The organism is Dyella terrae, assembly GCF_004322705.1.
Lineage (GTDB): Bacteria > Pseudomonadota > Gammaproteobacteria > Xanthomonadales > Rhodanobacteraceae > Dyella_D > Dyella_D terrae.
Map to the genome: position 1 here is coordinate 2033902 of NZ_SIZZ01000001.1, position 23672 is coordinate 2057573.

General features: G+C 64.4%; 20 protein-coding genes and 1 riboswitch. Of the genes, 11 read left to right on the forward strand and 9 right to left on the reverse strand.

Going from position 1 to position 23672, the window contains the following annotated elements; genetic code table 11:
- Positions 1-11 precede the first annotated feature (11 nt).
- Entirely contained in the window at positions 12-1205 is a 1194-nt protein-coding gene (locus EYV96_RS09080; RefSeq protein ID WP_276320309.1) for an efflux RND transporter periplasmic adaptor subunit, read from the reverse strand.
- A gap of 384 nt (positions 1206-1589) precedes the next feature.
- Between EYV96_RS09080 and EYV96_RS09085 the strand changes: the two genes are divergently transcribed.
- From EYV96_RS09085 to EYV96_RS09105, 5 genes are all read left to right on the forward strand, one after another.
- Entirely contained in the window at positions 1590-2207 is a 618-nt protein-coding gene (locus EYV96_RS09085) for a YceI family protein (RefSeq protein ID WP_131151098.1), read from the forward strand.
- Positions 2204-2785: a cytochrome b gene (locus tag EYV96_RS09090; RefSeq protein ID WP_131151099.1), complete on the forward strand. Its 582-nt coding sequence runs from the start codon at positions 2204-2206 to the stop codon at positions 2783-2785. The genes EYV96_RS09085 and EYV96_RS09090 overlap by 4 nt, the downstream gene beginning before the upstream one ends.
- Positions 2782-3342 carry a YceI family protein gene (locus tag EYV96_RS09095; RefSeq protein ID WP_131151100.1) on the forward strand — a complete coding sequence of 187 codons (561 nt, stop codon included), beginning with the start codon at positions 2782-2784 and terminating at the stop codon, positions 3340-3342. The genes EYV96_RS09090 and EYV96_RS09095 overlap by 4 nt, the downstream gene beginning before the upstream one ends.
- 268 nt (positions 3343-3610) lie before the next feature.
- The gene (locus EYV96_RS09100; RefSeq protein WP_131151101.1) at positions 3611-4453 is read left to right on the forward strand and encodes a hypothetical protein; all 843 of its coding nucleotides are present in this window, start codon (positions 3611-3613) and stop codon (positions 4451-4453) included.
- An 18-nt stretch (positions 4454-4471) separates the two neighbouring features.
- Complete coding sequence (locus tag EYV96_RS09105) at positions 4472-5260, forward strand: potassium channel family protein (RefSeq protein ID WP_131151102.1); 789 nt, start codon at positions 4472-4474, stop codon at positions 5258-5260.
- Position 5261: 1 nt separating this feature from the next.
- Here EYV96_RS09105 and EYV96_RS09110 read toward each other — a convergent pair whose 3' ends face one another.
- From EYV96_RS09110 to EYV96_RS09125, 4 genes are all read right to left on the reverse strand, one after another.
- Positions 5262-6677, reverse strand: coding sequence for an efflux transporter outer membrane subunit (locus EYV96_RS09110; protein ID WP_205746119.1), 1416 nt, complete (start codon positions 6675-6677; stop codon positions 5262-5264).
- Position 6678: 1 nt separating this feature from the next.
- Complete coding sequence (locus tag EYV96_RS09115) at positions 6679-9852, reverse strand: efflux RND transporter permease subunit (RefSeq protein ID WP_131151103.1); 3174 nt, start codon at positions 9850-9852, stop codon at positions 6679-6681.
- Positions 9849-11030 (reverse strand): efflux RND transporter periplasmic adaptor subunit, encoded by a 1182-nt coding sequence (locus EYV96_RS09120; protein WP_131151104.1) that lies wholly within the window; start codon positions 11028-11030, stop codon positions 9849-9851. The genes EYV96_RS09115 and EYV96_RS09120 overlap by 4 nt, the downstream gene beginning before the upstream one ends.
- 516 nt (positions 11031-11546) lie before the next feature.
- On the reverse strand, positions 11547-11783 hold the full coding sequence (locus EYV96_RS09125) for a glutaredoxin family protein (protein WP_131151105.1): 237 nt from the start codon (positions 11781-11783) through the stop codon (positions 11547-11549).
- Positions 11784-11870: 87 nt separating this feature from the next.
- Between EYV96_RS09125 and EYV96_RS09130 the strand changes: the two genes are divergently transcribed.
- Together EYV96_RS09130 and EYV96_RS09135 are read left to right on the forward strand one after the other, a co-directional pair.
- On the forward strand, positions 11871-13253 hold the full coding sequence (locus EYV96_RS09130; protein WP_131151106.1) for an L-serine ammonia-lyase: 1383 nt from the start codon (positions 11871-11873) through the stop codon (positions 13251-13253).
- 327 nt (positions 13254-13580) lie between these two features.
- Positions 13581-15191, forward strand: a complete 1611-nt coding sequence (locus tag EYV96_RS09135; protein WP_131151107.1) for an APC family permease — start codon at positions 13581-13583, stop codon at positions 15189-15191.
- A gap of 190 nt (positions 15192-15381) precedes the next feature.
- On the opposite strand, the gene EYV96_RS09140 is transcribed toward EYV96_RS09135, so the two are convergent.
- The 3 genes from EYV96_RS09140 to metX are packed head-to-tail and all read right to left on the reverse strand — an operon-like array spanning position 15382 to position 18728.
- Positions 15382-16464 (reverse strand): homoserine dehydrogenase family protein, encoded by a 1083-nt coding sequence (locus EYV96_RS09140; protein WP_131151108.1) that lies wholly within the window; start codon positions 16462-16464, stop codon positions 15382-15384.
- A complete protein-coding gene (gene metB, locus EYV96_RS09145) occupies positions 16461-17651 on the reverse strand; it encodes a cystathionine gamma-synthase (protein ID WP_131151109.1) in 1191 nt (396 codons plus the stop codon). The genes EYV96_RS09140 and metB overlap by 4 nt, the downstream gene beginning before the upstream one ends.
- Before the next feature lie 54 nt (positions 17652-17705).
- Positions 17706-18728, reverse strand: coding sequence for a homoserine O-succinyltransferase MetX (metX, locus tag EYV96_RS09150; RefSeq protein ID WP_131151110.1), 1023 nt, complete (start codon positions 18726-18728; stop codon positions 17706-17708).
- An 83-nt stretch (positions 18729-18811) separates the two neighbouring features.
- Positions 18812-18926, reverse strand: a riboswitch (SAM riboswitch).
- A 181-nt stretch (positions 18927-19107) separates the two neighbouring features.
- Here metX and EYV96_RS09155 point away from each other — a divergent pair.
- Positions 19108-19836, forward strand: a complete 729-nt coding sequence (locus EYV96_RS09155) for a 2OG-Fe dioxygenase family protein (RefSeq protein ID WP_131151111.1) — start codon at positions 19108-19110, stop codon at positions 19834-19836.
- 39 nt (positions 19837-19875) lie between these two features.
- On the opposite strand, the gene EYV96_RS09160 is transcribed toward EYV96_RS09155, so the two are convergent.
- Positions 19876-20667: a hypothetical protein gene (locus tag EYV96_RS09160; protein WP_131151112.1), complete on the reverse strand. Its 792-nt coding sequence runs from the start codon at positions 20665-20667 to the stop codon at positions 19876-19878.
- Between the two features lie 180 nt (positions 20668-20847).
- Between EYV96_RS09160 and EYV96_RS09165 the strand changes: the two genes are divergently transcribed.
- The 3 genes from EYV96_RS09165 (at position 20848) to EYV96_RS09175 (ending at position 23550) form a co-directional block, all read left to right on the forward strand.
- Positions 20848-21201, forward strand: a complete 354-nt coding sequence (locus tag EYV96_RS09165) for a DUF1304 domain-containing protein (protein ID WP_240732388.1) — start codon at positions 20848-20850, stop codon at positions 21199-21201.
- Positions 21202-21208: 7 nt separating this feature from the next.
- Positions 21209-21880 carry a M24 family metallopeptidase gene (locus EYV96_RS09170; RefSeq protein WP_131151114.1) on the forward strand — a complete coding sequence of 224 codons (672 nt, stop codon included), beginning with the start codon at positions 21209-21211 and terminating at the stop codon, positions 21878-21880.
- Positions 21881-21948: 68 nt separating this feature from the next.
- A complete protein-coding gene (locus EYV96_RS09175) occupies positions 21949-23550 on the forward strand; it encodes a peptide chain release factor 3 (protein ID WP_131151115.1) in 1602 nt (533 codons plus the stop codon).
- Positions 23551-23672 lie beyond the last annotated feature (122 nt).

Here is a 23672-nt window from a genome sequence, read left to right on the forward strand (position 1 = left end):
GGTCGGATCCCTCAGTGAGCCGCCGCAGCGTTGGATGCCGCCGCGGCCGTCCTTGCCGGCGCGGCCGCGACGCCCGCCTCGGTGGCGTGCACCGGCATGCCCGGCTGGATCATCTGCAAGCCCTCGACGATGACCTTGTCACCGGCGGCGAGCCCTCCGTCGACCAGCCACTTGTCGCCCATGGTGCGGCTCACCTGCACGTCGCGCAGCGCGGCCTTGCCGTCATGGTCGACCACCATGGCGGTGGCGCCGCCCTTGGCGTCACGCGTGATGCCGGCCTGCGGCACCAGCAGCGCCTGCGGACTGGTGCCCTTGTCGACCACGGCGCGAACGTACATGCCCGGCATCAGGATGTGCTCCGGGTTCGGCACGATCACACGCAGCGCGAAGCTGCCCGTCGTCGGATCCACGCTGACATCCGAGAACTGCAGCTTGCCGTCATGCGCATAGCGGCTGCCATCTTCGAGAAGGATCTTCACCGGCGTGCCGTCGGCCTGCTTCAGGGCGCCTGAAGCGATCTGCTTGCGCAACGCCAGCAGTTCGCCGCTGGACTGGGTGACGTCCACGTACACCGGATCGATCTGCTGCACGCGCGCCATGGGGTCGGCCTGGTTCGCGGTCACCAGCGCACCTTGCGTGACATTGGACTTGCCAATGCGCCCGGTGATGGGCGACACGATGTGCGCAAAGTCGAGCGTCACCTTCGTGCTCTCCACGGAGGCCTGCGCGGCGGCCACGTCGGCCTCCGCCTGGCGCCACGCCGCGGTTGCCGTCTCGTCGTCCTGCTTGCTCACCGCATCGATGCGCGCCAGCTCACTGGAGCGTTTCGCATTGAGCTCGGCCGAATACAGCGCGGCTTTCGCCTTGGCGAGCGCTGCCTTGGCGCTGTTGTGATCGGCGCGGTACTGCGCATCTTCCAGCTGGTAGAGCGGCTGGCCGGCCTTCACCAGCGCGCCTTCGACGAACAGGCGCTGCTTGATCACGCCATTGACCTGCGGCCGGACCTCGGCAATCAGGAAAGCCTGAGTGCGCCCGGGCAACTCACGCGACACCGTGACCGGCTGCGGCTTGAGCGTGACCACGGTGACCTCGGCAGGCCCCGCCTGGGGGGCAGCGGCATGGCTGCCGCAGGCGGTGAGGGCAACCAAAGCGAAAACCAGCGCACCCGCCTTGAGCGGGCGCATGTAGGGGCATGTGAAAGACATGAAAGACCTCGTCCCTGGGGTGGGGGCGACCGTGGGAAGTAGAGAATGAACGTTCATTCTCATTATTGTACCCATTCGTCAGATTCGTCAACATAACGCCGCAGGGTGTGCCATGGGCAGGTGTCTTTCGACCTATATGCCACCCCTGTCCAGCGACGTCGGCTGCCGGCCATCACGACCCGCCGGCAAGCGGGTCCACTCCAACGCGACGAACGAGCGCGCCGACTTTCGACGTCGGCGCGACCTGGGCGGCCCGGTCCGAATCAGCGCCATCACCGAATGACGGCTTACATCCTTGCCGCCCTTGATCAGGCACACAGAAGAAACAATCCGTTCCCGTCGTTGCCGCTGGTACGTTCACCGACATTCATCCAGACTTTCGCCATGACTGCCTTCACCCGCCTTCGCCGATGGCTCGCCTGCATCGTTCTCGCCGCGCTGCCGCTGGCCGCGATGGCCGCCGATGACACCTATCGCTACGACACGGTGCACAGCCAGATCCTCTTCAGCATTTCGCACAATGGCTACTCACGGCCGTTCGGGCGGCTGCATATCGCCAAAGGCTGGCTGCGCTTCGATCCGAAGGCGTGGGACCGGGCCGCGACCGAGCTCGATATCGATCTGGGCTCGCTGGACATGGGCGATGCCGCCTGGAACCAGGCCGTCCTCAAGCCCGGCTTCCTCGATGGCGCCGGCCAGCGCTACGCCCACTTCGTCAGTACGTCGGTCGAACGCAAGGACGACAGCCACGGCATCCTGCACGGCCAACTCACGCTCAAGGGCGTGACGCGGAACATCGAGATCTCCTTTACGGTCAATCGCATTGGCACGACGGTCTATGGCATGCACAAGGTGGCCGGCTTTTCGGGCATCGCCACCCTGGACCGCAACGAATTCGGCATGACATCCAACCCGAACGCCATCGGCAGCAGCGTCAGCATCTGGCTGGAGCTGGAAGCCATCCAGGACGACAACGCAGGCAAGGAAAAGGAAACACCATGAGTTTGTTGAGCACCCGTCAGCAGTGGGGATCGGTGGCGAAATTCTTCCACTGGATCACCGCGCTGATCATCCTGGGCAATGGCATCTTTGGCCTGTGCATGGACCTGGCCGCCAATCCGATGCAGAAGATCACCTGGCTTGCACTGCACAAGTCGTTTGGCCTGACCGTGCTCGCACTCTTCCTGCTGCGCGTCATCTGGCGGGCGTTCGACAAGCGACCGGCCGAAGACCCGGCCCCGCGCTGGCAACAATGGGCCGCGCACGCGGTGCATCTGGGCCTGTATGTGCTGATTGCACTGATTCCGCTCAGCGGCTGGTGGCTCAATTCGGTCGCCGGCAAGCCGCTTCAGTTCTTCAAGCAGTTCAACCTGCCGGCCATCGCTGCCGCCAACCCGGAGCTCAAGGACCAGGCCCATTCGGTGCACGAATACCTGTTTTGGCTGCTTGTGCTCCTGTTGGTCGCCCACGTCGGTGGCGCCCTGAAGCATCACCTGTTCGAACGCGATAACACCCTCCGCCGCATGCTCCCCTTCCGCCGCGTGCGCGACGATGCCCCCACCCAAGGAGACCGCTCATGAAGTCCTACGCACGCCTGCTCGCGCCACTTGTCCTGGCGCTGGCCCTGCCCTTCGCCGCCCAGGCCGCCGAGTACACCGTGCAGCCGTCCAGCAGCAAGCTCGGCTTCACCGGCACCTTTCAGGGCGCCACGTTCGATGGCAGCTTCAACAAATGGAATGCGGCCATCACCTATGACGCCGCCAACGTGGCCGCGTCCAGGTTCGACGTCACGGTGGATCTGGCCAGCGTGAAGACGGGCGACAGCGATCGCGACGGAGCACTTCCCGGCGCGGACTTCTTCAACGTCGCCAAGTTCCCCCAGGCGCACTTCGTCACCACGGCATTTCGCCAGAGCGGCAGCCAGGTCATCGCCGACGGCCATCTCACGCTGCGCGGCGTGACCAAGCCGGTCAGTCTCAACGTGACGTTCAAGCCGGCTGGCAGTGGCGCAACGCTCGACGTCAGTGGCAGCGTGAAGCGCCTGGATTTCGGCGTCGGCACGGGCGACTACGCCGACACCTCCGTGATCGGTGCCGACGTGAAGATCAACGCACACCTGACACTCACGGCGAAGTAATTTCACCCATCCCACCGGGGCGACGGCCGGTCCGTCGCCCCGGTTTTTTTTGCCTTCGCCGTCGGCCTAAGTACAAACCGCAGGGCACTACCGTGGGACTACTTGTGTCCTCTTAAGTAAGAACACTGGAGTTGAAAAACGCCCGCAAGAAAGCGTCGAAAAATATCCCGCATAGACACTCCGCGCTATGGTTTCCTCGCAAGACTCGGCGGAGAATGATCGCGCCCCACACGCACGTTCGGGATGATCATTAGCCATCGGAGGTCTTATGCGCTCTCCTCGTCTGATCGTCGCAACACTTGCACTGAGCCTGTCGTTTGCCGTTCCCGTCGTGCATGCCGATGACCACCCGATGCTGGACACCTTTTCGGTGAGCGCGGGCTTCTTCGCCAACAATTTCGACGGCGGACTTCGCGCCGATGGCCAGGTCAAGAATTCCGGTACCACGCTGAACTTCTCACGCGACCTGGGCCAGGACGACTCGCGCTACCTGCCTTACTTTGCCGTGTCGTGGCGACCCTGGGATCGCCATGAGTTCGAGTTCAGCTACTACCACGACTCCACCGACGGCAACCGCACGCTCACGCGTAACCTGCAGTTCAACAACCAGGAACTGGTGGTCGGCTCGACGCTGCGCTCGAAGTTCACGCTCGATACGTTCGGCTTTACCTATCGCTACTGGGCCTGGATCGGTGACGAAGCGGCCTTTGCACTGACCGGCGGCCTGCAGGCCTACAGCTTCGACCTCAAGCTCGACGGCACCGTGAGCGCCAATGGTCCCGGCGGCGGAGGGACGGCTACACGCCAGGCCAAAGCCAAGGCCAATACCGACCTGCCCGATCCGTCCATCGGCGTGGCATTCCGCTACCAGATGGCCTCATGGGCCCGACTGACGGCCGACCTTGGCGCGTTCAAGGCGAACATCGCCGACATCGATGCCACGCTCTATAACGCACGCGTGGGCGTGGAGTTCTATCCGTTCGAAAACTGGGCCGTCATCACCCAGTACTCGTACAACAAGATCGACGCGGACGTGAACAAGGATCGCTTCCGCGGCAACGCGACGTTCCGCTTTAGTGGCGGCCAGGTCCTGCTGAAGTACCGCTTCTAGTCCGGGCTGACGACGGGCATGTACCGCATCGACGAGCCACGCCTGGGCGGACGGCGGCTGACGGAATGGCGGCGTCGAGGCAAGCGCCTGGTGGGCCTGCTGCTGGGTGCGATCGCGATCCTCACGCTGGGCGTGTGGTTCCTGGACAGCACCACCGCACCGCCCATGGGGAAACTGCAGAACGCGGTGTGGAACGCGGTCAACCTGATCGCCACGCTGGGTTCGTTCGCCGACCTCAACGTACCGCAGAAGCTTTTCCTATCCTTGGGCGCGGTCGTCGCCATGATTTTCGTCGGTTACGCCATCACCACGCTGTCGGGCGTGCTTTCCAGCGACGCGGTGACGGCCTTTCGGGAGAACCGCGCCATGTCGCGCAAGCTCGACCAACTGAGCAGCCACGTCGTCATCGCGACGTTCGGCCCCGTGGGACGCCTGGTGGCAGGCCATGTGCGCCAACTCGGTGAAACAGTGCTGATCATCGACATCGATGAAAAGCGCGCTACCGAAGCGACCGAGGATGGTTATCTGGCCATCTGCGGTGATCCGGGATCCTTCGACAAGGTCATCGGCCGGGCGCAGCTCGACATGGCCCGCTCGCTCCTGCTTACCGGCACCGACGCCACGCACAACCTCGCCATCACCCTGATGGCGCGCACCGTCAACCCGGCGCTCGAAATCGTCGTCTTCAGCGACAGTGACCTGCGCCGCCGCATGTTGCTGGGCGCCGGTGCCACCACCGTCGTGGATCTGGATGACATCGTCGCCCGCACCTTCATGGGCCACCTGGGCGGCGGTCGCCGCCCGTGATTCACTGGGGACGATCGTCCGCCAGCCCCTCCTTCCCTGCCGGCCATCCGTAACCCAACGCCTTGTAGACGTTGATCACCTCGATCAACTGCTGTGCCTGCAGACCCGACTGCGTGAGCTGTGCGTTGAAGAGACTGCGCTCCGCGTCGAGCACCTCCAGATAGCTGGTGTAGCCACCTTCGTAGAGATCGCGCGACAGGGACGCATACTGCCCCAGCGCCTTGACCTGGTCGTTGGTGGAAACCAGTTGCTCCTTGGAGCGCTGCTCGCCCACCAACGCATTGTCGACATCGGCAAAGGCGTTCTGGATGGCCGCCTGATACGCGAAGAGCGCCTGCTGCTGGCGAGCCTCGGCGACATGCACCGAACCGCGAATCGCGCCGCCCGTGAAAATCGGCTGGCTGATCGCGCCGGCATACGACCACATCTTGGCCGGGCCGCTCCATAACGAACCCAGTCCCGTACTCGCACGTCCCAGCAGACCGGTCAGACTGATGACAGGGAAGTACTGCGCGCGCGCCGCGCCAATCTGTGCATTGGCAGAGACCAGGTTCTGCTCCGCCTCCTGAATATCAGGACGTTGCTGCAACAATGCCGAGGGTAATCCCGCCGGAATCGCCGGGAGGCTGATCTGATCGATGGACTTGCCGCGCGGAATCGGCCCAGGATTTTCGCCAAGCAACAGCGATATGGCGTTTTCCTGTTGCGCGATCTGCTGGGCGATGGCTGATTCGGAGGTCTGCGCCACGGCGTATTCCGACTCGGCCTGCGACAGCTGCACCTGGGACACCACGCCACCGGCAAACCGCTCCTGAAACAAATTCAGTGCATCCAGGCGGGTGGCAACCGTTGCCTGGGCGATCACCAGACGCTGGTCGAGATCCCGCAGGGTGATATAGGCCGAAGCCACGCTGGCCTCCAACGACACCAGGGTACCCTGCCGCGCGAACTCGGTCGACAGCAGGTCGGCCTTGGCCGATTCCCTGAGGCGACGCAGCCGCCCGAACAGGTCAATCTCCCACGACATCGCCGCAGCCACCTGCACCTGCGACGTCTCATAGTTGGGTGTGAGCTTGGTGGCGGCGTTGCGTTGGCGCCCGCCCGATGCCCCCAGGCCAATCTGAGGATAGAGCTGCGAACTGGTTTCCATCACCCGGCCGCGATACTCATCGATGCGCGCGGTGGCAATGGCCAGATCCTTGTTCTGTGCCACCGCCTTGCTCACCAGCTGATCGAGCACGGGATCGTTGAACTGATGCCACCACTCGGCGTTGAAGCTGCTGGTCGCATTCGGATCGGCAAAGCGATAGGACTCCGGAGACGTAACCTCGGGACGGTGGTAATCCGGACCCACGGCGCAGCCGGCCATCAGGCTCACCAGGATGCAGGTCAGCAAGACGTGACGTCGCATCTTCATGTCAGCCCTCCTCGCCCGGCGTCGGCAAGCTGGGTGTCGACGCCGGTTCCACCGGCTTGTCCTCGGCCTGCTTCTTCTTGCGCCCGGACATCACTTCAAGACCCCAGTAGAACATCGGAATGAAGAACACCGCGATCACCGTGGCGCCGAGCATGCCGAAGATCACGCCGGTGCCGAGTGACCGGCGACTCGCGGCGGATGCGCCGCTGGCGATGGCGAGTGGCACGCAACCCAGGATGAAGGCCAGCGAGGTCATGATGATGGGACGCAGGCGCATCTTGGCGGCATGGATCGCCGCCTCGTAAGGCGACATGTGCTCCTTGTGCGCCATCTCCACCGCGAACTCGAAGATCAGGATGGCGTTCTTTGCCGCCAGCGCAATCAGTACCGTCAAGCCAATCTGGAAATAGACATCGTTCTCCATGCCGCGCAGCAGGATGCCGACCAGCGCACCGAACAACGCGAAGGGCACGGCCATGATCACGCCCAGCGGCAACGACCACTTCTCGTACTGCGCCGCGAGAATCAGGAACACCATCAGGATGGCGAAACCGAACACCGCCACCGCCGTCGAACCAGCCGACTTCTCTTCATACGCCTGGCCGCTCCATGCAAAGGCATAGCCACTGCCGAGCACTTCGTTCGCCACCTGCTCCATGGCCTGGATGGCCTGGCCCGAGCTGTAGCCTTCGGCTGCGTCACCGGTGATCTTCGCTGCAGGGAAATTATTGAAGCGCGTGACGATATCGGCACCCGGCACGAAATGCGTCGTGGTGACCGACTTGATCGGCACCATCTGGCCATCCTTGTTGCGCACGTACAGGTTCAGCAAGTCATCCGGCTTCATGCGATAACTGGGCTCGGCCTGCAGGATCACCTGGAACAGGCGGCTGCTCTTGGGGAACTGGCTCACGTAAAGCGAACCAAACATCACCTGTAGGGCCTGGTACACGTCCTGCACGGCCACGCCCTGTGATTCCGCGCGCTCCCGATCGACTTCCACCATGAACTGACGCGACTTGGTGTTGATGGTCGAGTTGATGCCGCGCAGTTCCGGACGCTGCTTGGCCTTGGCGATGAATTCACGTGCCTTGGCTTCCAACGCCTGGTAGTTGCCATTGCCCGTGCTCTGCAGCCAGAACTCGAAACCACCGGTCGTTCCCAGGCCAGGAATGGACGGCGGGTTGATGGGAACGATGACGCCATCGCTGTACTTGGCAAATTCCTTGCTGCCTTCGCGGATCAGGTCATTGGCGGTCTGGTCGCGGTCATGGAAACCCTTGAGCGTCACGAACAAGGTGCCCGCATTGGCCTTGTTCTGCGAATCGATCAGGCTGTAGCCAATAGGCGCCGCCACGGATTTCACGCTCGGTTGCTTGGCAAACCAGTCCTCGGCCTTCTTGGAGAGATCGCCGGTGCGATCCAGACTGGCCGCATCGGGCAGCATCACCGCCGCCAGCAGGTAGCCCTGGTCTTCCACCGGAAGGAACGACGATGGAATCGATTTGAACAGGCCACCCGTAATCACGAGCATGCCGCCGATCAGCAACAATGACATCGTCACGCGTTTGATCGCCAGCTGCACGCCACGGCCGTAACTGTTGGTCCACTTGTCGAACTTGGTGTTGAACCAGGTGAAGAACTTGTTCTTCTTGTGCGATCCGGGCTTGAGCAGGATGGCCGCCAGCGCGGGCGACAGGGTCAGCGCCACCACGCCCGACAGCACCACCGAAATCGCGATGGTCACAGCGAACTGCTTGTAAAGCTGTCCGGTGATGCCCGTGAGAAAGGCCACTGGCACGAATACCGCCAGCAGCACCAGGACGATGGCTACAACGGGCCCGCTCACCTCGTCCATGGCCCGCTTGGCCGCCTCCTTCGGCGGCAATCCAAACTCCGTCATGTTTCGTTCGACGTTTTCGATCACCACAATTGCATCGTCGACCACGATGCCGATCGCGAGCACCATGCCAAACAAGGTCAGCATGTTCACCGAGAAACCCAGCGCCGACATGCCGATGAAGGTACCGATGATCGACACCGGCACCGCCAGCAGCGGCACCAGGGTAGCGCGCAGGCTTTGCAGGAAGATGTAAACGACCAGTATCACCAGGATTACCGCGTCACGCAGCGTATGGATCACCTCGGCAATGGACTCGTTGACGAACTCCGTCGTGTCCAGCGCAATCTGGTAGTCGAGGCCCGGGGGGAAGCTCTTCTTCAGGTCATCCAGCGTCTTGCGCACCTGTTTGGCCACATCCAGCGCGTTGGCACCCGGTTGTTGGTAAACGGCAATCAACGTTGCGGTCTTGCCGTTGTATCGGCCGCGCAGACCATAGTCTTTCGAACCCAGTTCGGCGCGCCCGATATCTTTCACGCGAACCAGTGCGGCTGCGTCACTCGCGCCGCCACGCAGGATGATGTTTTCGAACTCCGAGGGTTCGGTCATCTGACCCTTGGTGGCGATCGGGAAGGTCTGCAACACCGGCGTGGGCGTCGGCGACTGGCCGATGCGACCGGCGGAGAACTGTTGGTTCTGGCTGGCGACGGCGTTCTTCACGTCACCTGCGGTCACGCCGAGTTTGGCCATGCGATCAGGCTTGAGCCAGATGCGCATGGCGTAGTCGGCGGTGCCGAAAATCGAGGCCTGGTTGGCGCCGGGAATGCGCTTGATCGCATCGAGCACATACACGTTGGCGTAGTTCGCCACGTACGGCTGATCCAGCGAGTTGTCCGGCGAATAGATGGCAATCACCATCATGAAAGCCGAGGAGCGCTTCTGCACCGAGACGCCTTGCGAGGTCACGGCATCAGGCAACTGCGGCAAGGCGAGGTTTACGCGGTTCTGCACGTCCACCTGTGCGAGCGACGGATCGGTGCCGATATTGAAATAGGCCGTCAACGTCATGTTGCCGGTCGATGAGCTGGTGGAGCTCATGTACATCATGTTGTCCGCGCCATTCACCTGCTGCTCGATCGGCGCCGCGACGTTCTGTGCGATGACGTCCGAACTGGCGCCTGGGTAGGTTGCGGTCACCGTGATCTGCGGTGGCGATATCTCCGGAAACTGCGCAATCGGCAATCCGATCATCGCAACCAGGCCGGCCACCACCAGGATGATCGAGATCACCGATGCGAAGATCGGTCGATCGATAAAGAACCGTGAGAGGCTCATTGCGCCGCTCCGGTGCTTCCGGCCCTGGCGATATCAGCGCCTTGCTCGGCCGCCGTGGCGGGATGAGGGCTGAGCGGCATGCCGGGGGCGAGCTTGACGATGTTGTCCACCACGACGCGGTCGCCGGCATGCAGGCCCGAGCGCACGATCCAGGCGGTGTCGTTCCAGCCGCTGCTTTCGATCACGCGCTGGGCAGCCTTGCCGTCTTTGTCCACGGTCCAGACATAGGCACCGCGGTCACCCTGCTGCACCGCGACCTGCGGTACCGAGATCGCGCCGGAAAGGCGCGCGCCACGGATCTTTACGCGCACGAACTGGCCCGGTCGCAGCACGCCCTCGGGATTGGCGAAGTCAGCGCGAATCAAATAGGTGCCGGTTTCGGAGTTGAGCGCAGCATCGGAGAAGGAGATCTTGCCGTGCGTCTGGTACGCACTGCCGTCGGCCAGGAGGATCTGTACATCCAGGCCGCCCTTGGCAGGTGTCTTGAGCACGCCGCTCTTGGTCTGGTTGCGGAACTGCAGGAATTCGTTTTCCGACAGGCTGAAGTTGACCCGCATTGGATCGAGCTTTGCGACGTAGGTGAGCAAGCTGTTGGTGGCATCGATATAGGAGCCGTCCTGCTTCTTGGCGAAGCTGGAGAGGCCATCAACGGGTGAGGTGATCGTGGTATAGCCCAGGTTGAGCTCTGCGCTGGTGACGTTGGCGCGCGCCTGCTCGAAAGCGGCGGCCGCGGCCTGTTGCTGGCCGGTGGCATCGTCCAGGTCCTTCTGGCTCAAAGCGTTCTTGGCGGCCAGTGGCTTCACGCGATTGAGGTTGGCCTGGGCCGTCTGCAAGCGTGCCTTTTGCTGCCGCAGCTCGGCCTGGGCGGCATCGAGTGCGGCTTTGAACGGCTTGGCGTCCATGCGGAACAGGACATCGCCGGCGTGCACCATCGAGCCCTCGGTGTAGACACGCTGCTCCAGGAAGCCGCTGACGCGCGCGCGGATTTCCACTTCCTGCGAGCTTTCGGTCTCACCGACGAATTCATAGACCATGGGGACGTCGGCCTGACCGATCGTCACCACGCCCACCGGCAGGGCATGGGGTCCGGCCGCGCCGCCCTTCTCATCCTTGCAGCCATGCAGCGCAACCAGCGCCGTGGCGCACGCGAGGCAAATCCAGCGTAGTTTCGGCTTCACGCGACAATCTCCGGTGATCCTGCGGCTATGGCTGACGCGATGGATGTCGATGCGGTTGGGCACGGGTCGGATCGAACACGGCCAGTGCGATGGCAAGGACGGTGATGACAGGCCAGGCAGGCCCTGAGAGGCTCAGCCAGTCGCCACGGACGAGGCCGCGCGCTGAAGGATCCGAAATGCAGGGAAATCATTCGCGACATGTCTGCAACGCCGATTCGACAAGCGGCCGGGCAAACGCCAGGGCTATCACGCGAATAAACACTGGCGACCGTTTGTATCCCCAACTGTCACCTGCACCCTGAGCAGGCGGCCCACCATGGAGGTCGCTTCACTACCTGGCTGAGTTTTGTCGCGACGGCACCACGCGGCTGGATTGTGCGTCCGCGCCGCGCGGGAATGCATTAGGTAAATCTACGCAAACTCAGTCGCTTAGGTATTTCTACCGGGAGCGTGATACGTACGGCGGGCAGTAAAACCGCGTGGCTTTCGCGTTGCTGTCGCGAACGGCCGACGGCATCAAGCGCGTTCGGCAAGAAAAGCGCGCACGGCCTCGGCGTCAAACGGCCAGTCGAGTTCGCGCCCATCACGCTCATCGCGCAGCACGGGCACGCGCACGCCGTAGCGCACTTCGAGCTGTTCATCGTCGTCCACCCACACGCTGTCGAAATCCGGTGCGCGCGCCTGCGCCATCACGGCCAGGGCCTGGTCGCAGAGATGGCAGTAGTCGCGCTGGAAAAGGATCAGATCGGTCATGGGATCAACAGACGGCAGCGTATGGACTGCCAGACGGGAGGGCGACGCGTAGAATAGCCGGTTCATTCCCCAGCCTCGCAGTGCGCCATGGCCGTCAGCGTTTTCGACCTTTTCAAGATTGGTATCGGTCCTTCCTCGTCCCATACGGTGGGTCCGATGCGCGCCGCCGCTCGTTTCGCCGAGCGCTGGCTCGAAGAAAAAGGCGTGCTTAACCGGGTGGCGCGACTGCGCGCGGAGCTTTACGGTTCGCTGGCGATGACCGGGCGCGGTCACGGCACCGACAAGGCCGTCCTGCTGGGCTTCGAGGGTGCGCATCCGGACACCGTCGATCCCGACCAGATCCCCGAAACGCTTGACCGCATCCGCCATACCAAGCGCCTGCGCGTGCTGGGCAAGCACGAGATCGAGTTCGACGAGAAACGCGACCTGGTCTTCAACAAGCGCCAGAAGCTGCCCTTCCACACCAACGGCATGCGCTTCACGGCCTATGACGCCGATGGCAATGAGCTGGGCACGCGCGACTATTACTCAGTGGGCGGCGGCTTCGTCGTCAACCAGGACGAGGCGGCCGAAGATCGAATCGTGGCCGATACCACGGCCCAGCCCTACCCCTTCTCCACCGGCGACGAACTGCTCGCACTGTGCGCACAGCACGGCCTGACCATCGCCGAGCTGATGCTCGAGAATGAAAAGGTGTGGCGCCCCGAGGCGGAAACGCGCGAGGGCCTGCTGGTGATCTGGAAGGCCATGCAGGACTGCGTTGCCCGCGGCTTGCGCTCGCCGGGCGTTCTGCCGGGCGGCCTCAAAGTGACCCGCCGCGCACCTGCGATGGCGGACGAACTGCGCGCCCAACCGGAAGCGGCGCTCAAGGACCCGCTGACCATCCTGGACTGGGTCAATCTGTACGCCCTGGCGGTGAACGAGGAAAACGCCGCCGGTGGCCGCGTTGTCACCGCCCCGACCAACGGCGCGGCCGGCATCGTGCCCGCCGTCCTGCACTACTACCACCGGTTCTGCCCCAAATCGAACGACGATGGCGTCATCGCCTTCCTGTTGACGGCTGCCGCCATCGGCATCCTTTATAAGGAGAACGCCTCGATCTCCGGCGCCGAAGTGGGCTGCCAGGGCGAAGTCGGCGTGGCCTGCTCCATGGCAGCCGGCGGTCTGACCGCAGCGCTGGGCGGTAACGTGCTGCAGGTGGAAAACGCTGCCGAAATCGGCATGGAGCACAATCTGGGCCTCACCTGCGACCCGATCGGCGGCCTGGTGCAGATCCCCTGCATCGAGCGCAATGCCATGGGCTCGGTCAAGGCGATCAACGCCAGCCGCATGGCGCTCAAGAGCGACGGCAAGCATCGCGTATCCCTGGATAAGGTGATTGCGACAATGCGCGACACCGGGCGCGACATGAAGGACAAGTACAAGGAAACCTCGCGCGGTGGCCTCGCGGTGAACGTGATCGAGTGCTGAGGCGGACTCCGCCTCTTTCCTGGGCTACAACAACGCTCGCGCCGACATTCGTCCTTTTCTGAAGAGCGAACCATCTGAATCACTGCGTTCCCGGCTTACCGGGGACGTGGCGTGGGTGCCGCATTTCGTACGCACCGGGTGCGGCCGACCCCACGAAATCAGGCACTTCGAGCCGTTTGCAGCACTTCGCCCCATACCCCCGCGAACGGCGCCACGCCGCACCGCAGCATGACTTCTGCAGGCTGACAGCCCGTCCCGGCCCTGTCATCATCGCGCCCTTGTGCCGTCCAGGGGCGGCCCATTCGATTCATTCTTGCGGGAGCCTGCATGTCCTCTTCCAGCAACATCCGACGCGAAGTCGGTCCTTTCGCGCTCATGCTTACCGGCCTGGGATCCATCATTGGCTCGGGCTGGCTGTTCGGCGCTTGGAAAGCGGCCGGCCTGGCCGGTCCTGGCGCCGTCTGGGCCTGGGTCCTCGGCGCAGCGATCATCATGACCATCGCGCTGACCTACGCCGAACTGGGCGCCATGTTCCCGGAATCGGGCGGCATGGTGCGCTACAGCCACTATTCGCACGGTTCGCTGGTGGGCTTCATCGGCGCCTGGGCCAACTGGATCGCCATCGTTTCGGTGATCCCGGTGGAAGCCGAAGCGTCGGTGCAGTACATGGCCTCGTGGCCATGGAAGTGGGCGCAGGACATGTATGTGCACATGCCCAATGGAGGCGGTGAGCTGACACATCCGGGCTTGGCCATTGCTGCCGTGCTGGTCGTCATCTACTTCCTGCTTAACTTCTGGAGCGTGAAGCTGTTCGCTCGCTCAAACACCGCCATCACGGTCTTCAAGCTGGTCGTACCGGCCGCCACCGGCCTGGCGCTGATCGCCAGCGGCTTCCATTCGGAGAACTTCTCCGTCGGCATCCATGGCGACGCGCATGCGCTGGATCTCGCGGCCGTGCTTACGGCCGTGGCGACCGCTGGCATCGTCTTCAGCTTCAACGGCTTCCAGAGCCCGGTGAACCTGGCGGGCGAAGCGCACAACCCCGGCAAGAGCATTCCGTTCGCCGTGGTCGGCTCGATCGTCCTGGCCACCATCGTCTACATCATCCTGCAGGTCGCCTACATCGGTGCGGTCCCGCCGGAGATGCTGGCCAAGGCCGGCTGGCACGGCATCGACTTCCGCTCGCCGTTCGCCGAGCTGGCGATCATCGTCAACCTGCACTGGCTGGCGATGCTGCTCTACATCGACGCCTTCATCAGCCCCAGCGGCACTGGCATCACCTACACCGCGACCACCGCCCGCATGATTTACGGCATGGAGCGCAACGGCACGATGCCGAAGGTGCTGGGCACGATCCATCCGAAGTGGGGCGTGCCGCGTCCGGCCATGTGGCTCAACCTCGTGGTCTCGTTCGCGTTCCTGTTCTTCTTCCGCGGCTGGGGCACGCTGGCTGCGGTGATCTCGGTGGCCACGATCATTTCGTACCTGACCGGCCCGGTCAGCGCGATGACGCTGCGCCGCACCGCGCCCCATCTGCACCGCCCGCTGCGCATCGTCGGCCTGCCCGTGCTTGCCGGCGTCGCCTTCATCCTCGCCACCGAGCTGCTGTACTGGGCACGTTGGCCGCTGACCGGCGAGATCATCCTGCTGATGGTCGTCGCGCTGCCGGTGTACTTCTACTACCAGGCCAAGAGCGGCTGGCACGACTTCGGTCGCCAGCTGAAGGGCGCGTGGTGGCTGATCTGCTACCTGCCGACCCTGGCCCTGGTGTCATGGGCGGGCAGCGACATGTTCGGCGGCCACGGCTACCTGTCGTACGGCATGGATCTGGTCGTGGTCGGTGTCGTCGGCCTGGTGTTCTACGTGTGGGGCGTGAAGTCCGGCTGGCGTACGCCGTCGGTCGAAGCGGCCGAGCTGGAACACACATCGGGCAACTGACCGGTTACCGATCAGCAGATGCAAAAAAACGCGCGGCGCAAGCCGCGCGTTTTTTGTTTGCGGCGGCTGGCGCCGCCGGGGATGTCGCGCCTTTGGCGCTGTGAACGGTGAACGGAGAAGAGCATCCCGGCTGCCCGAACCCACGCTTTACTGTTCACCGTTTACAGCCCGCGTAGCGGGCGACCTCCTCTCACCCAATCGCGAGCACGTCACCCAGCAGCGCCTGCGCCGTCACTTCCGGACCCGCACCCGGCCCCTGGATCACCAGCGGCTGGGAGTGATAACGCGTGGTGGTGAGAGCGAACTGGTTGTCAGTGCCATAGAGGCGCGCTGCCGGATGGGTGGCGGGCACTTCCACCAGGCCCACGCGCGCCTTGCCGCGCTGATTCAGCCGCGCCAGAAAGCGCAGCACGCCACCGCGTGCCTTCGCCTCGGCGTGTCGACGAGCCAGGGGCTCGTCCAGTTCTTCCAGGCGTGCGAGGAAAGTTTCGGTGTCCACGCCGCGCAAGGCTTCGGGGACAAGGCTCTCGACTTCCACTTCATCGGTACCGAGCGCAAAACCCGCATTGCGCGCAATGATCAGCAGTTTGCGCGCCACGTCTTCGCCCGAGAGATCCGAACGCGGATCGGGCTCGGTGTAGCCGAGCTTGCGCGCTTCGGCGAGCAGCACCGAGAACGGCTGGCTGCCGTCGTACTGATTGAACAGATACGACAGCGAGCCGGAGAACACACCTTCGAGGGTGAGCAGGGCGTCGCCACACTGGCGCAGGCGGCGCAGCGTGGAAAGCACCGGCAGGCCGGCACCGACCGTCGCCGCATCGCCGTACGTGCGCTTCTCGCGCGCCGCCTGCAAGGCGCGCCAGCCGGCCAGTGCACCGCCGGCCAGCGCCTTGTTGGCCGTGACCACGTGATAGCCCTGCTCCAGCCATTCGGCATGACGCGCGGCGAGTGCGTTGTTAGCCGTGGCGTCGATGATCACCTTGATGGAAGCACCACTGCGCTCCAGCGCATCAAGCAGGCTCGCATCGTCGCGTGGCTCACCATGCGTTTTGAGTTTTTCGCGCAGACCGCGATCGGCAAGGTGCTCGGGATCGGTCTGCTGGCGACGTGAATTCGCTACGCCAACCAATCGCAGCGCACTCGCGGCCGGCGTATTGAGAAGCTTCAGCAGCGCCCCACCGACAACACCGGTACCCAGCAGCACGATGGCCGTACCGTCGACCTGAGGCACCGCGACGGGAACGACAGCTTCGGACGCCAGCACCGCGCTCATGCGCTCACCCGACGTTTGCCGTCCCGGGAAGCAGCGGCACGATCCAGTGCAGCCGAGAGATCACGCAGCAAGTCGTCGCCGTCTTCGATACCCACGGAAAGGCGCAGCAAACTATCGGCGATACCGGCGGCGCGGCGCGCTTCCGGTGCCATGGCGGCGTGCGTCATCGACGCCGGGTGCGCCACGAGGCTTTCCACGCCACCCAGCGACTCGGCCAGCGAGAAGAATTGCAGACCATCGACAAACGCTTCGATCTGCGGCACGTCGCCTTCGACTTCGAAACTGAGCATGGCGCCGAAACCCTGCTGCTGGCGTGCGGCCAGCGCATGGCCTGCGTGGTTCGCGAGACCCGGGTAGTAGACCTTGCGAACGGACGCATGGCCGTCCAGAAGCTCGGCGATGCGCGCGGCGCTTTCCTGATGCTGGCGCAGACGCACGCCCAGCGTGCGCAGGCCGCGCAGCGTCAGGAAGCTGTCGAAGGGGGCACCGGTAAGACCGTTGCAGTTGCCCCACCACTTCAGCTGATCGGCAATGGCCTGGTCGCGCGCCACTACCGCGCCACCCACCACATCGCTGTGGCCGTTGATGTACTTGGTCGTCGAGTGCACGACGATGTCTGCGCCCAGCGCCAGCGGCTGCTGGAGGGCCGGCGACAGGAAGGTGTTGTCGACCACGACCAACGCACCCACCGCATGCGCGGCCTGGGCGACGTGGCGCACATCGGTGATGCGCAGCAGCGGGTTCGACGGGGTTTCGACCCACACCAGCGCCGGGCGCGAAGCCAGGCCCGCCGCCAGCGCGGCGTTATCGGTCAGGTCGACGAACTCGACCGAGAAGCGGCCCTTCTTTGCCCACGCGTCGAGCAAACGCCAGGTACCGCCGTAGCAATCGTGCGCCGCCAGCACTTTCGCGCCGGCCGGCACCAGCTCCAGCGCCAACGCTACCGCGGCCATGCCACTGGCCGTCACCACGGCGCCCACGCCCTGCTCCAGCTCGGCCAGCGCGTTGCCCAGCAGGTCACGCGTCGGGTTGCCGCTGCGCGAGTAGTCGTACGGACGCTTGCCGCCCAGGCCATCGAAAGCGTAGTTGGTCGACAGATGCAGCGGCGGCACGACGGCGCCGTGCTGCGTGTCCGATTCGATGCCGGCGCGAACGGCGCGGGTACAGGGGGCGATGGTGTCGCTCATGGTGGATCTCCGTGTGCTGCGGTGTTGCGTGGGTCTTGGTATCGGGGAAACAGCTCAGGCCAGTGCTTCGCGCAGCAACGGCGCGAGGCGGTCGGCTTCCTTGAGGAAAGCGTCGTGGCCATAGGGGGATTCGAGGACTTCCAGCGTCGCCGAGCCATGCAGGCGGCGCTGCAGTTCGCACAGATCCGACAGCGGCACCAGGCGATCGGAGGGAAAACCGATCAGCGTGGCGGGCGTGGCAACCTGTTCGGGCTTCACGTCGTGCAGGTCGATGGACTCCGACAGCGACAGGTAGCGCTCGATATCGAAACGCTCGACGAAGCGACGACCGGCGTGCTCGAGGTAATCCTCGACCGGGAAGTGGAAACGACCGTCGCGAAATTCCGGAGCGGCCGTGAAACGGCGCGAGAACTCTTCGCTACCGCGATACGTGGTCATGGCCAGCTGACGGGCCAGCGCCAGCGCCTGTTCCGGCTGGCCGCTGCTCTGACCGAGGCGAACGATCCCGCGCTGCACGGAGCGCTGCGCAGTGGCCAGCGGATGCGGACGATGTGCCCCGGCCAGCAGCACGAGGCGATCCACGGCGTAGGGATGGCGGGCCGCGAAGGCCAGGCCGGTCATGGCGCCGTAGGACGAGCCGATGAAGGCATGGACGCGGACGATGCCCAGCGCATCGACCAGGGAGGCCAGGGCATCCGCCTGATCCTCGCTCGACACCGCGCTGGCGCCATCCAGGTCCGCCGGAGTCAGCCAGTCGATGCACAGCACCCGGTAGCGCTCAAGGTCGACCGGCTTGCCGGCGCCAACGGTGTCCTGCCACCAGCCCGCGGCCTCCTCGCCGTCCAGCGCCACCACGTCACGCGTGGCGGAGATCCCGCCCTGCACGATCACCGTCGGCGCGTCAGGCGCGCCACACCAGGTGTAACGCACGTCCACTTCGCAGGCGCGCTGGCCGTACTTCGGCGACAACGTGATGCGACGGGAGCTCCGCTGGGTGGTGAGGTCCGGACGCACGGCAGCCGCTACCGGACAGTGGCTGGCATCGCTGGAGGCAAGGGCTTGGGACGGGTTGGACATCGCATTTCTCTCCGGTCGGCATCGACTCTGCGGAACCTGGAGAGGTTGGCTTGCAGCGACGGCAGAACGCCGAGCGCTGAGCTCCCCCATCTCTCGGCTGCGCCTTAGCGCTTCCGCAGGAGTTGGCACCGTCGCGGAATCGCTCCGCAGGTTGCCCCGGCTTCAAAGGGCCTGTCCCTCAGCCGGTCTCGATGAGTGGGATGGACTTTAGGCGCGATCTGCCGGCATGTCAATAGCCGTTTAGACGTCTATATGTCCATCTTTCGTTTGGACATCCAATTGAAAGCCGCCCCGGGCGACCCGGCGAAAGCCAACCCCACCAAGGCCTCCCGGACCAATCGGCGCTATCCTTAGGGCTCCCCAACCTCCCCGCGACCCCATGTCCCACGCCACCACCGACCCCGAGGTCGCCCAGCTCCTGCAACAAGATGGCTTTGCCTTCGTGGATGGCCCCGCCATGGCTGACCTGCTCTGGCCCGAGGGCACCCCAGCCGACTGGCCGGCCTTCGTGGCGAGCTGGAACGCCCTTGAGCCCGATACCTACCTGGCCGCCAAAGGTCGCCAGCGCCGGCGGCGGCATGCGGTCTTCCGGGCGGGCCCGACGGGCCCGTTCGAGCGCCTGACCCACCAGCCGCACTACCAGAGCCTGGACTACAACGCCCTGCAGGGCGGCATCGAGCGCTGGTTTGCCCCGGTGGAAATGACGATCGGCGAAGGCGCCAGCCTCCGGGCCATCCTCCATCACGCCCGCGACTTCTTCGGCCCGCTGGCACCCCAGGTCGCCCAGTGGCGGGTGGAAATCCACCAGTTCCGCATCGAAGCCAGCGCCCTCCAGCTCGGCGAGCCGACGCCGGAGGGCGTGCACCGGGACGGGGTGAACTACGTGCTGGTGCTGCTGATCGATCGCGAGAACATCGAAAGCGGCACCACCACCATCCATTTGCCGGATGGCACTGAGCTGGGCAGCTTCACGCTGACGCGCCCGCTGGATGCCGCACTGGTGGACGACGCCCGGGTCTGCCACGGGGTAACCGCCGTGACGCCACAGGACGCCACCCGACCTGCGCATCGCGATGTGCTGGTGGTGACTCTCAAGGAAGCGAAGTAACGCCGAAGGGCGGCCGCACGCGCGACCGCCCCGCTTGCGTCACTGCTTCATCGCGATGAACTCGCTGTGCGTCCCATGCAGCTTGTCTTCGATGCCGACCTTCATGGTCTTGCCATCGGGTTGCACAGTCATCGTCACCACGTCGATCACTTTGCCCTGGCGCTTGTCGGTTTCGACGATGGTGTTCTTGCCCTTCTTCATCACGGCCACCGAGTCGATGCCCGGGTCGCCCTTGTACGGCGCGTCACTGCCATCGAGCCTGGCGCTGTAAGACGTTCCCATGGGGCTGTCCATGCTGAGCATGCCGCCGTCTTCCTTGAAGTTCATGGTGAGTGCGTTATCCGAAACACCTTCGTACTTGGTGGTACGCCACGAGCCCGACAACGCATGGGCCCCTGCCGGACCCGCGGCCACCTTTGCCATGGTGGCCTTACCCGTCACCGGCGTGCCGTTGCCCGCACTGCTGTCGCTGAAATCGCTGGTAGCCGTCTTGCCATCAGCCGATACCACCGTGGTTTCCGTCAGCACATCACGACCGCCCTTCTTGCCCACTTCGCGCACGGTGTGATCGTCGACGACAGTCATTGCCAGCGTGTCGAAATACGGGTGGCCGCTTACCGGCTGATCGGTGCCATCCGCCTTGATGTCGATGGCCGGCACGCAAGTCTTGCAGTGGTACATGCCGTCCTTGATCACCAGGACATCAGGCTTGCTGGACAACTGCGCCTTGCTCAGGTCCATCTTCCAGGCGCCGTCGAAGGCGCTCGCCGCCCAGAGGCACGTGGGCGCAAGGCAGGCCGCCAGGACGGCGGCACGTACGGACGTTTTCATGTCTGTCCCTCCACAATGGATTCGAGGGCCAGGAACCGCCGGGGGATGTCCCGTGCCCCTGTAAGGGCAGCCTCCAGAATCCCAGCTGTTTCAAGCTACGCCGACACACCGCGCCCCACAATCGCCTGGACGGCCGACGCCCTGACGTACACTTTGCGCTCCACTTTGCAGGAAGCTGACGTGTCCCTTTTCGCCACCCTGGTCATCGCGCTGGTCGCGCTGCTGCATGTCTGGTTCCTGGTCCTGGAAATGTTCCTCTGGACCCGTCCCACGGGTCGTCGCGCCTTCGGCCTCAGCGCGGAGTTCGCCGAGCAGACAAAAACGCTGGCCGCCAATCAGGGGCTTTACAACGGTTTCCTTGCCGCCGGCCTGCTCTGGAGCCTGTGGCTGGGGCCGGATGGCCTGGCCGTGGCGCGTTTCTTCCTCGGCTGCGTGGTGGTGGCAGGCATTTACGGGGGCATGACCGCCTCCCGCAAGATCCTCTGGATCCAGGCACTCCCGGCCGCCATCGGCCTGACCCTGACCCTGCTGTGAGCCCGCCATGACCGATACCCCCGTCCCCCAGCGCGAAGCCGTCGGCCATCGTTTCGACGCAAGCCTGATGCTGAAGTCGCGCGAGCTCAGCTGGGCCGCGCTCGAAGGCATCAAGGAACGCATGCGACCGGGCATCAGCGAGGATGAAGCCCGTGCCGAAGCCATGCAGGTCTTTGCCAGCCTGGGCATGGAGCGCCTGTGGCACCCGGTGCTCATCCGCATCGGCGAAAACACGACGAAAATCTATCGCGAACGATCCAACCCGGATGTTCGCCTCGGCGAGAACGACATCTACTTCATCGACCTGGGCCTGGTGTTTGACGGCCACGAGGGCGACGTCGGCGATACCTTCACGGTGGGCCACGCCCCGGAGCAACAGGCCTGCGCCGATGCCGCCAGGGCCTTGTTCAACGACGTCGCCAGCGTCTGGCGCACCCAGGGCATGACCGGCGAGGCGCTCTACGCCTACGCCGGGCAACAGGCCCAGGCCATGGGCTGGCGGTTCAACCACGCCATCAAGGGCCACCGCGTCAGCGATTTCCCCCATTCGGTCCACAAGGGCGGCGACCTGGGTGAATTGCCCGCCACGCCGGCCAGCGGCCTGTGGATCCTGGAGATCCAGATCGCCCACCCGACCGAGGCCTACGGGGCATTCTACGAGGATCTGCTGACGGCCTGAGACGGTCGGCGGGCAGCCCGGGGGCGCGCGAGGTATCATTAGGGGTTCGCCTTCCAGCCTTGCTCCCCATGTCCACGCATCTCGACGAAACCCTTCGCCGCCGTACCTTCGCCATCGTCAGCCACCCTGACGCCGGCAAGACCACGCTCACCGAAAAGCTGCTGCTGTTCGGCGGTGCCATCCAGATGGCCGGCTCCGTGAAGGGCCGCAAGGCCGCGCGCCACGCCACCTCGGACTGGATGGCGCTCGAAAAGGAGCGCGGCATCTCGGTGACCTCGTCGGTGATGCAGTTCCCGTACGAAGGCAAGATCGTCAACCTGCTCGATACCCCGGGCCACGCGGACTTCTCCGAAGACACCTACCGCGTGCTCACCGCCGTCGACTCCGCGTTGATGGTGATCGACTGCGCCAAGGGCGTCGAGGAACGCACGATCAAGCTGATGGAAGTCTGTCGCCTGCGCGACACCCCCATCATGACCTTCATCAACAAGCTCGACCGCGAAGGCCGTTCGCCGATCGAGCTGCTCGACGAAGTGGAGTCGGTGCTTGGCATCGCCTGCGCGCCGCTGACCTGGCCGATCGGCATGGGCAAGCGCCTCAAGGGCGTGTACCACATGCTGCTCGACGAAGTGCACGTGTTCGAGCAGGGCAAGAATTTTACGCGCCAGGATTCGACCATCTTCAAGGGTCTTGATGCTCCGGGCCTCGAAGAGGTTGTCGGTGCCGAGGCGCTGCGCGAACTGCGTGACGAACTGGAGCTCGTGCAGGGTGCGTCGCATCCGTTCGACCTGCAGCAGTATCTCGCCGGCAAGCTCACGCCGGTGTTCTTCGGCTCGGCCGTGAACAACTTCGGCGTGCAGCTGCTGCTCGACTTCTTCATCGAGCACGCGCCCTCGCCCAAGCCCCGCGCCACGCTGTCGCGCGAGATCCAGCCGACCGAAGAAAAGCTCAGCGGCTTCGTGTTCAAGATCCAGGCCAACATGGACCCGGCGCACCGTGACCGCGTCGCTTTCATGCGCGTGTGCTCGGGCACGTACACCGCCGGCATGAAGATGATCCAGACGCGCACGGGCAAGGAAGTGCGCATCGCCAACGCGTTGACCTTCATGGCCAGCGACCGCGAGATCGTCGAAAGCGCCTTCCCGGGCGACGTGATCGGCCTGCATAACCACGGCACCATCAGCATCGGCGACACTTTCACCGAAGGCGAGATGGTCTCGTTCACCGGCATCCCGAACTTTGCGCCGGAGCTGTTCCGCCGCGCGCGACTGCGCGATCCGCTCAAGATGAAAGCCCTGCAGAAGGGCCTGGCGCAGCTGTCCGAAGAGGGTGCCACGCAGTTCTTCAGGCCGCTGATGAGCAACGACCTCGTGCTTGGCGCGGTGGGTGTGCTGCAGTTTGACGTGGTGGCCTACCGCCTCAAGGACGAATACGGCGTGGATGCGTCATTCGAGGCCGTCGGCGTTTCGACCGCGCGCTGGATCCACTGCGACGATTCGAAGAAGCTCGAGGAGTTCCGCGAGAAGAACGCCATGAACCTGGCGATCGACGCGGCCGGCGAGTTGGTGTACCTGGCACCGTCGCGCGTCAACCTCCAGCTGGCGCAGGAGCGCTGGCCGCAGGTGCGCTTCTCGGCCACGCGCGAGCACGCCGCCTCCGTCGCGGTGTAATCCCAAGCCCCCTCTCCCGGAGGGGGCGGGCTGGTGGGAGCGACCACAGGCGCCCTCGACGCCGGTTCCATGCGGTGCTTTGAATCACCCTCCCCGCAAGCACCCGTCCCTCATCCGCCCCC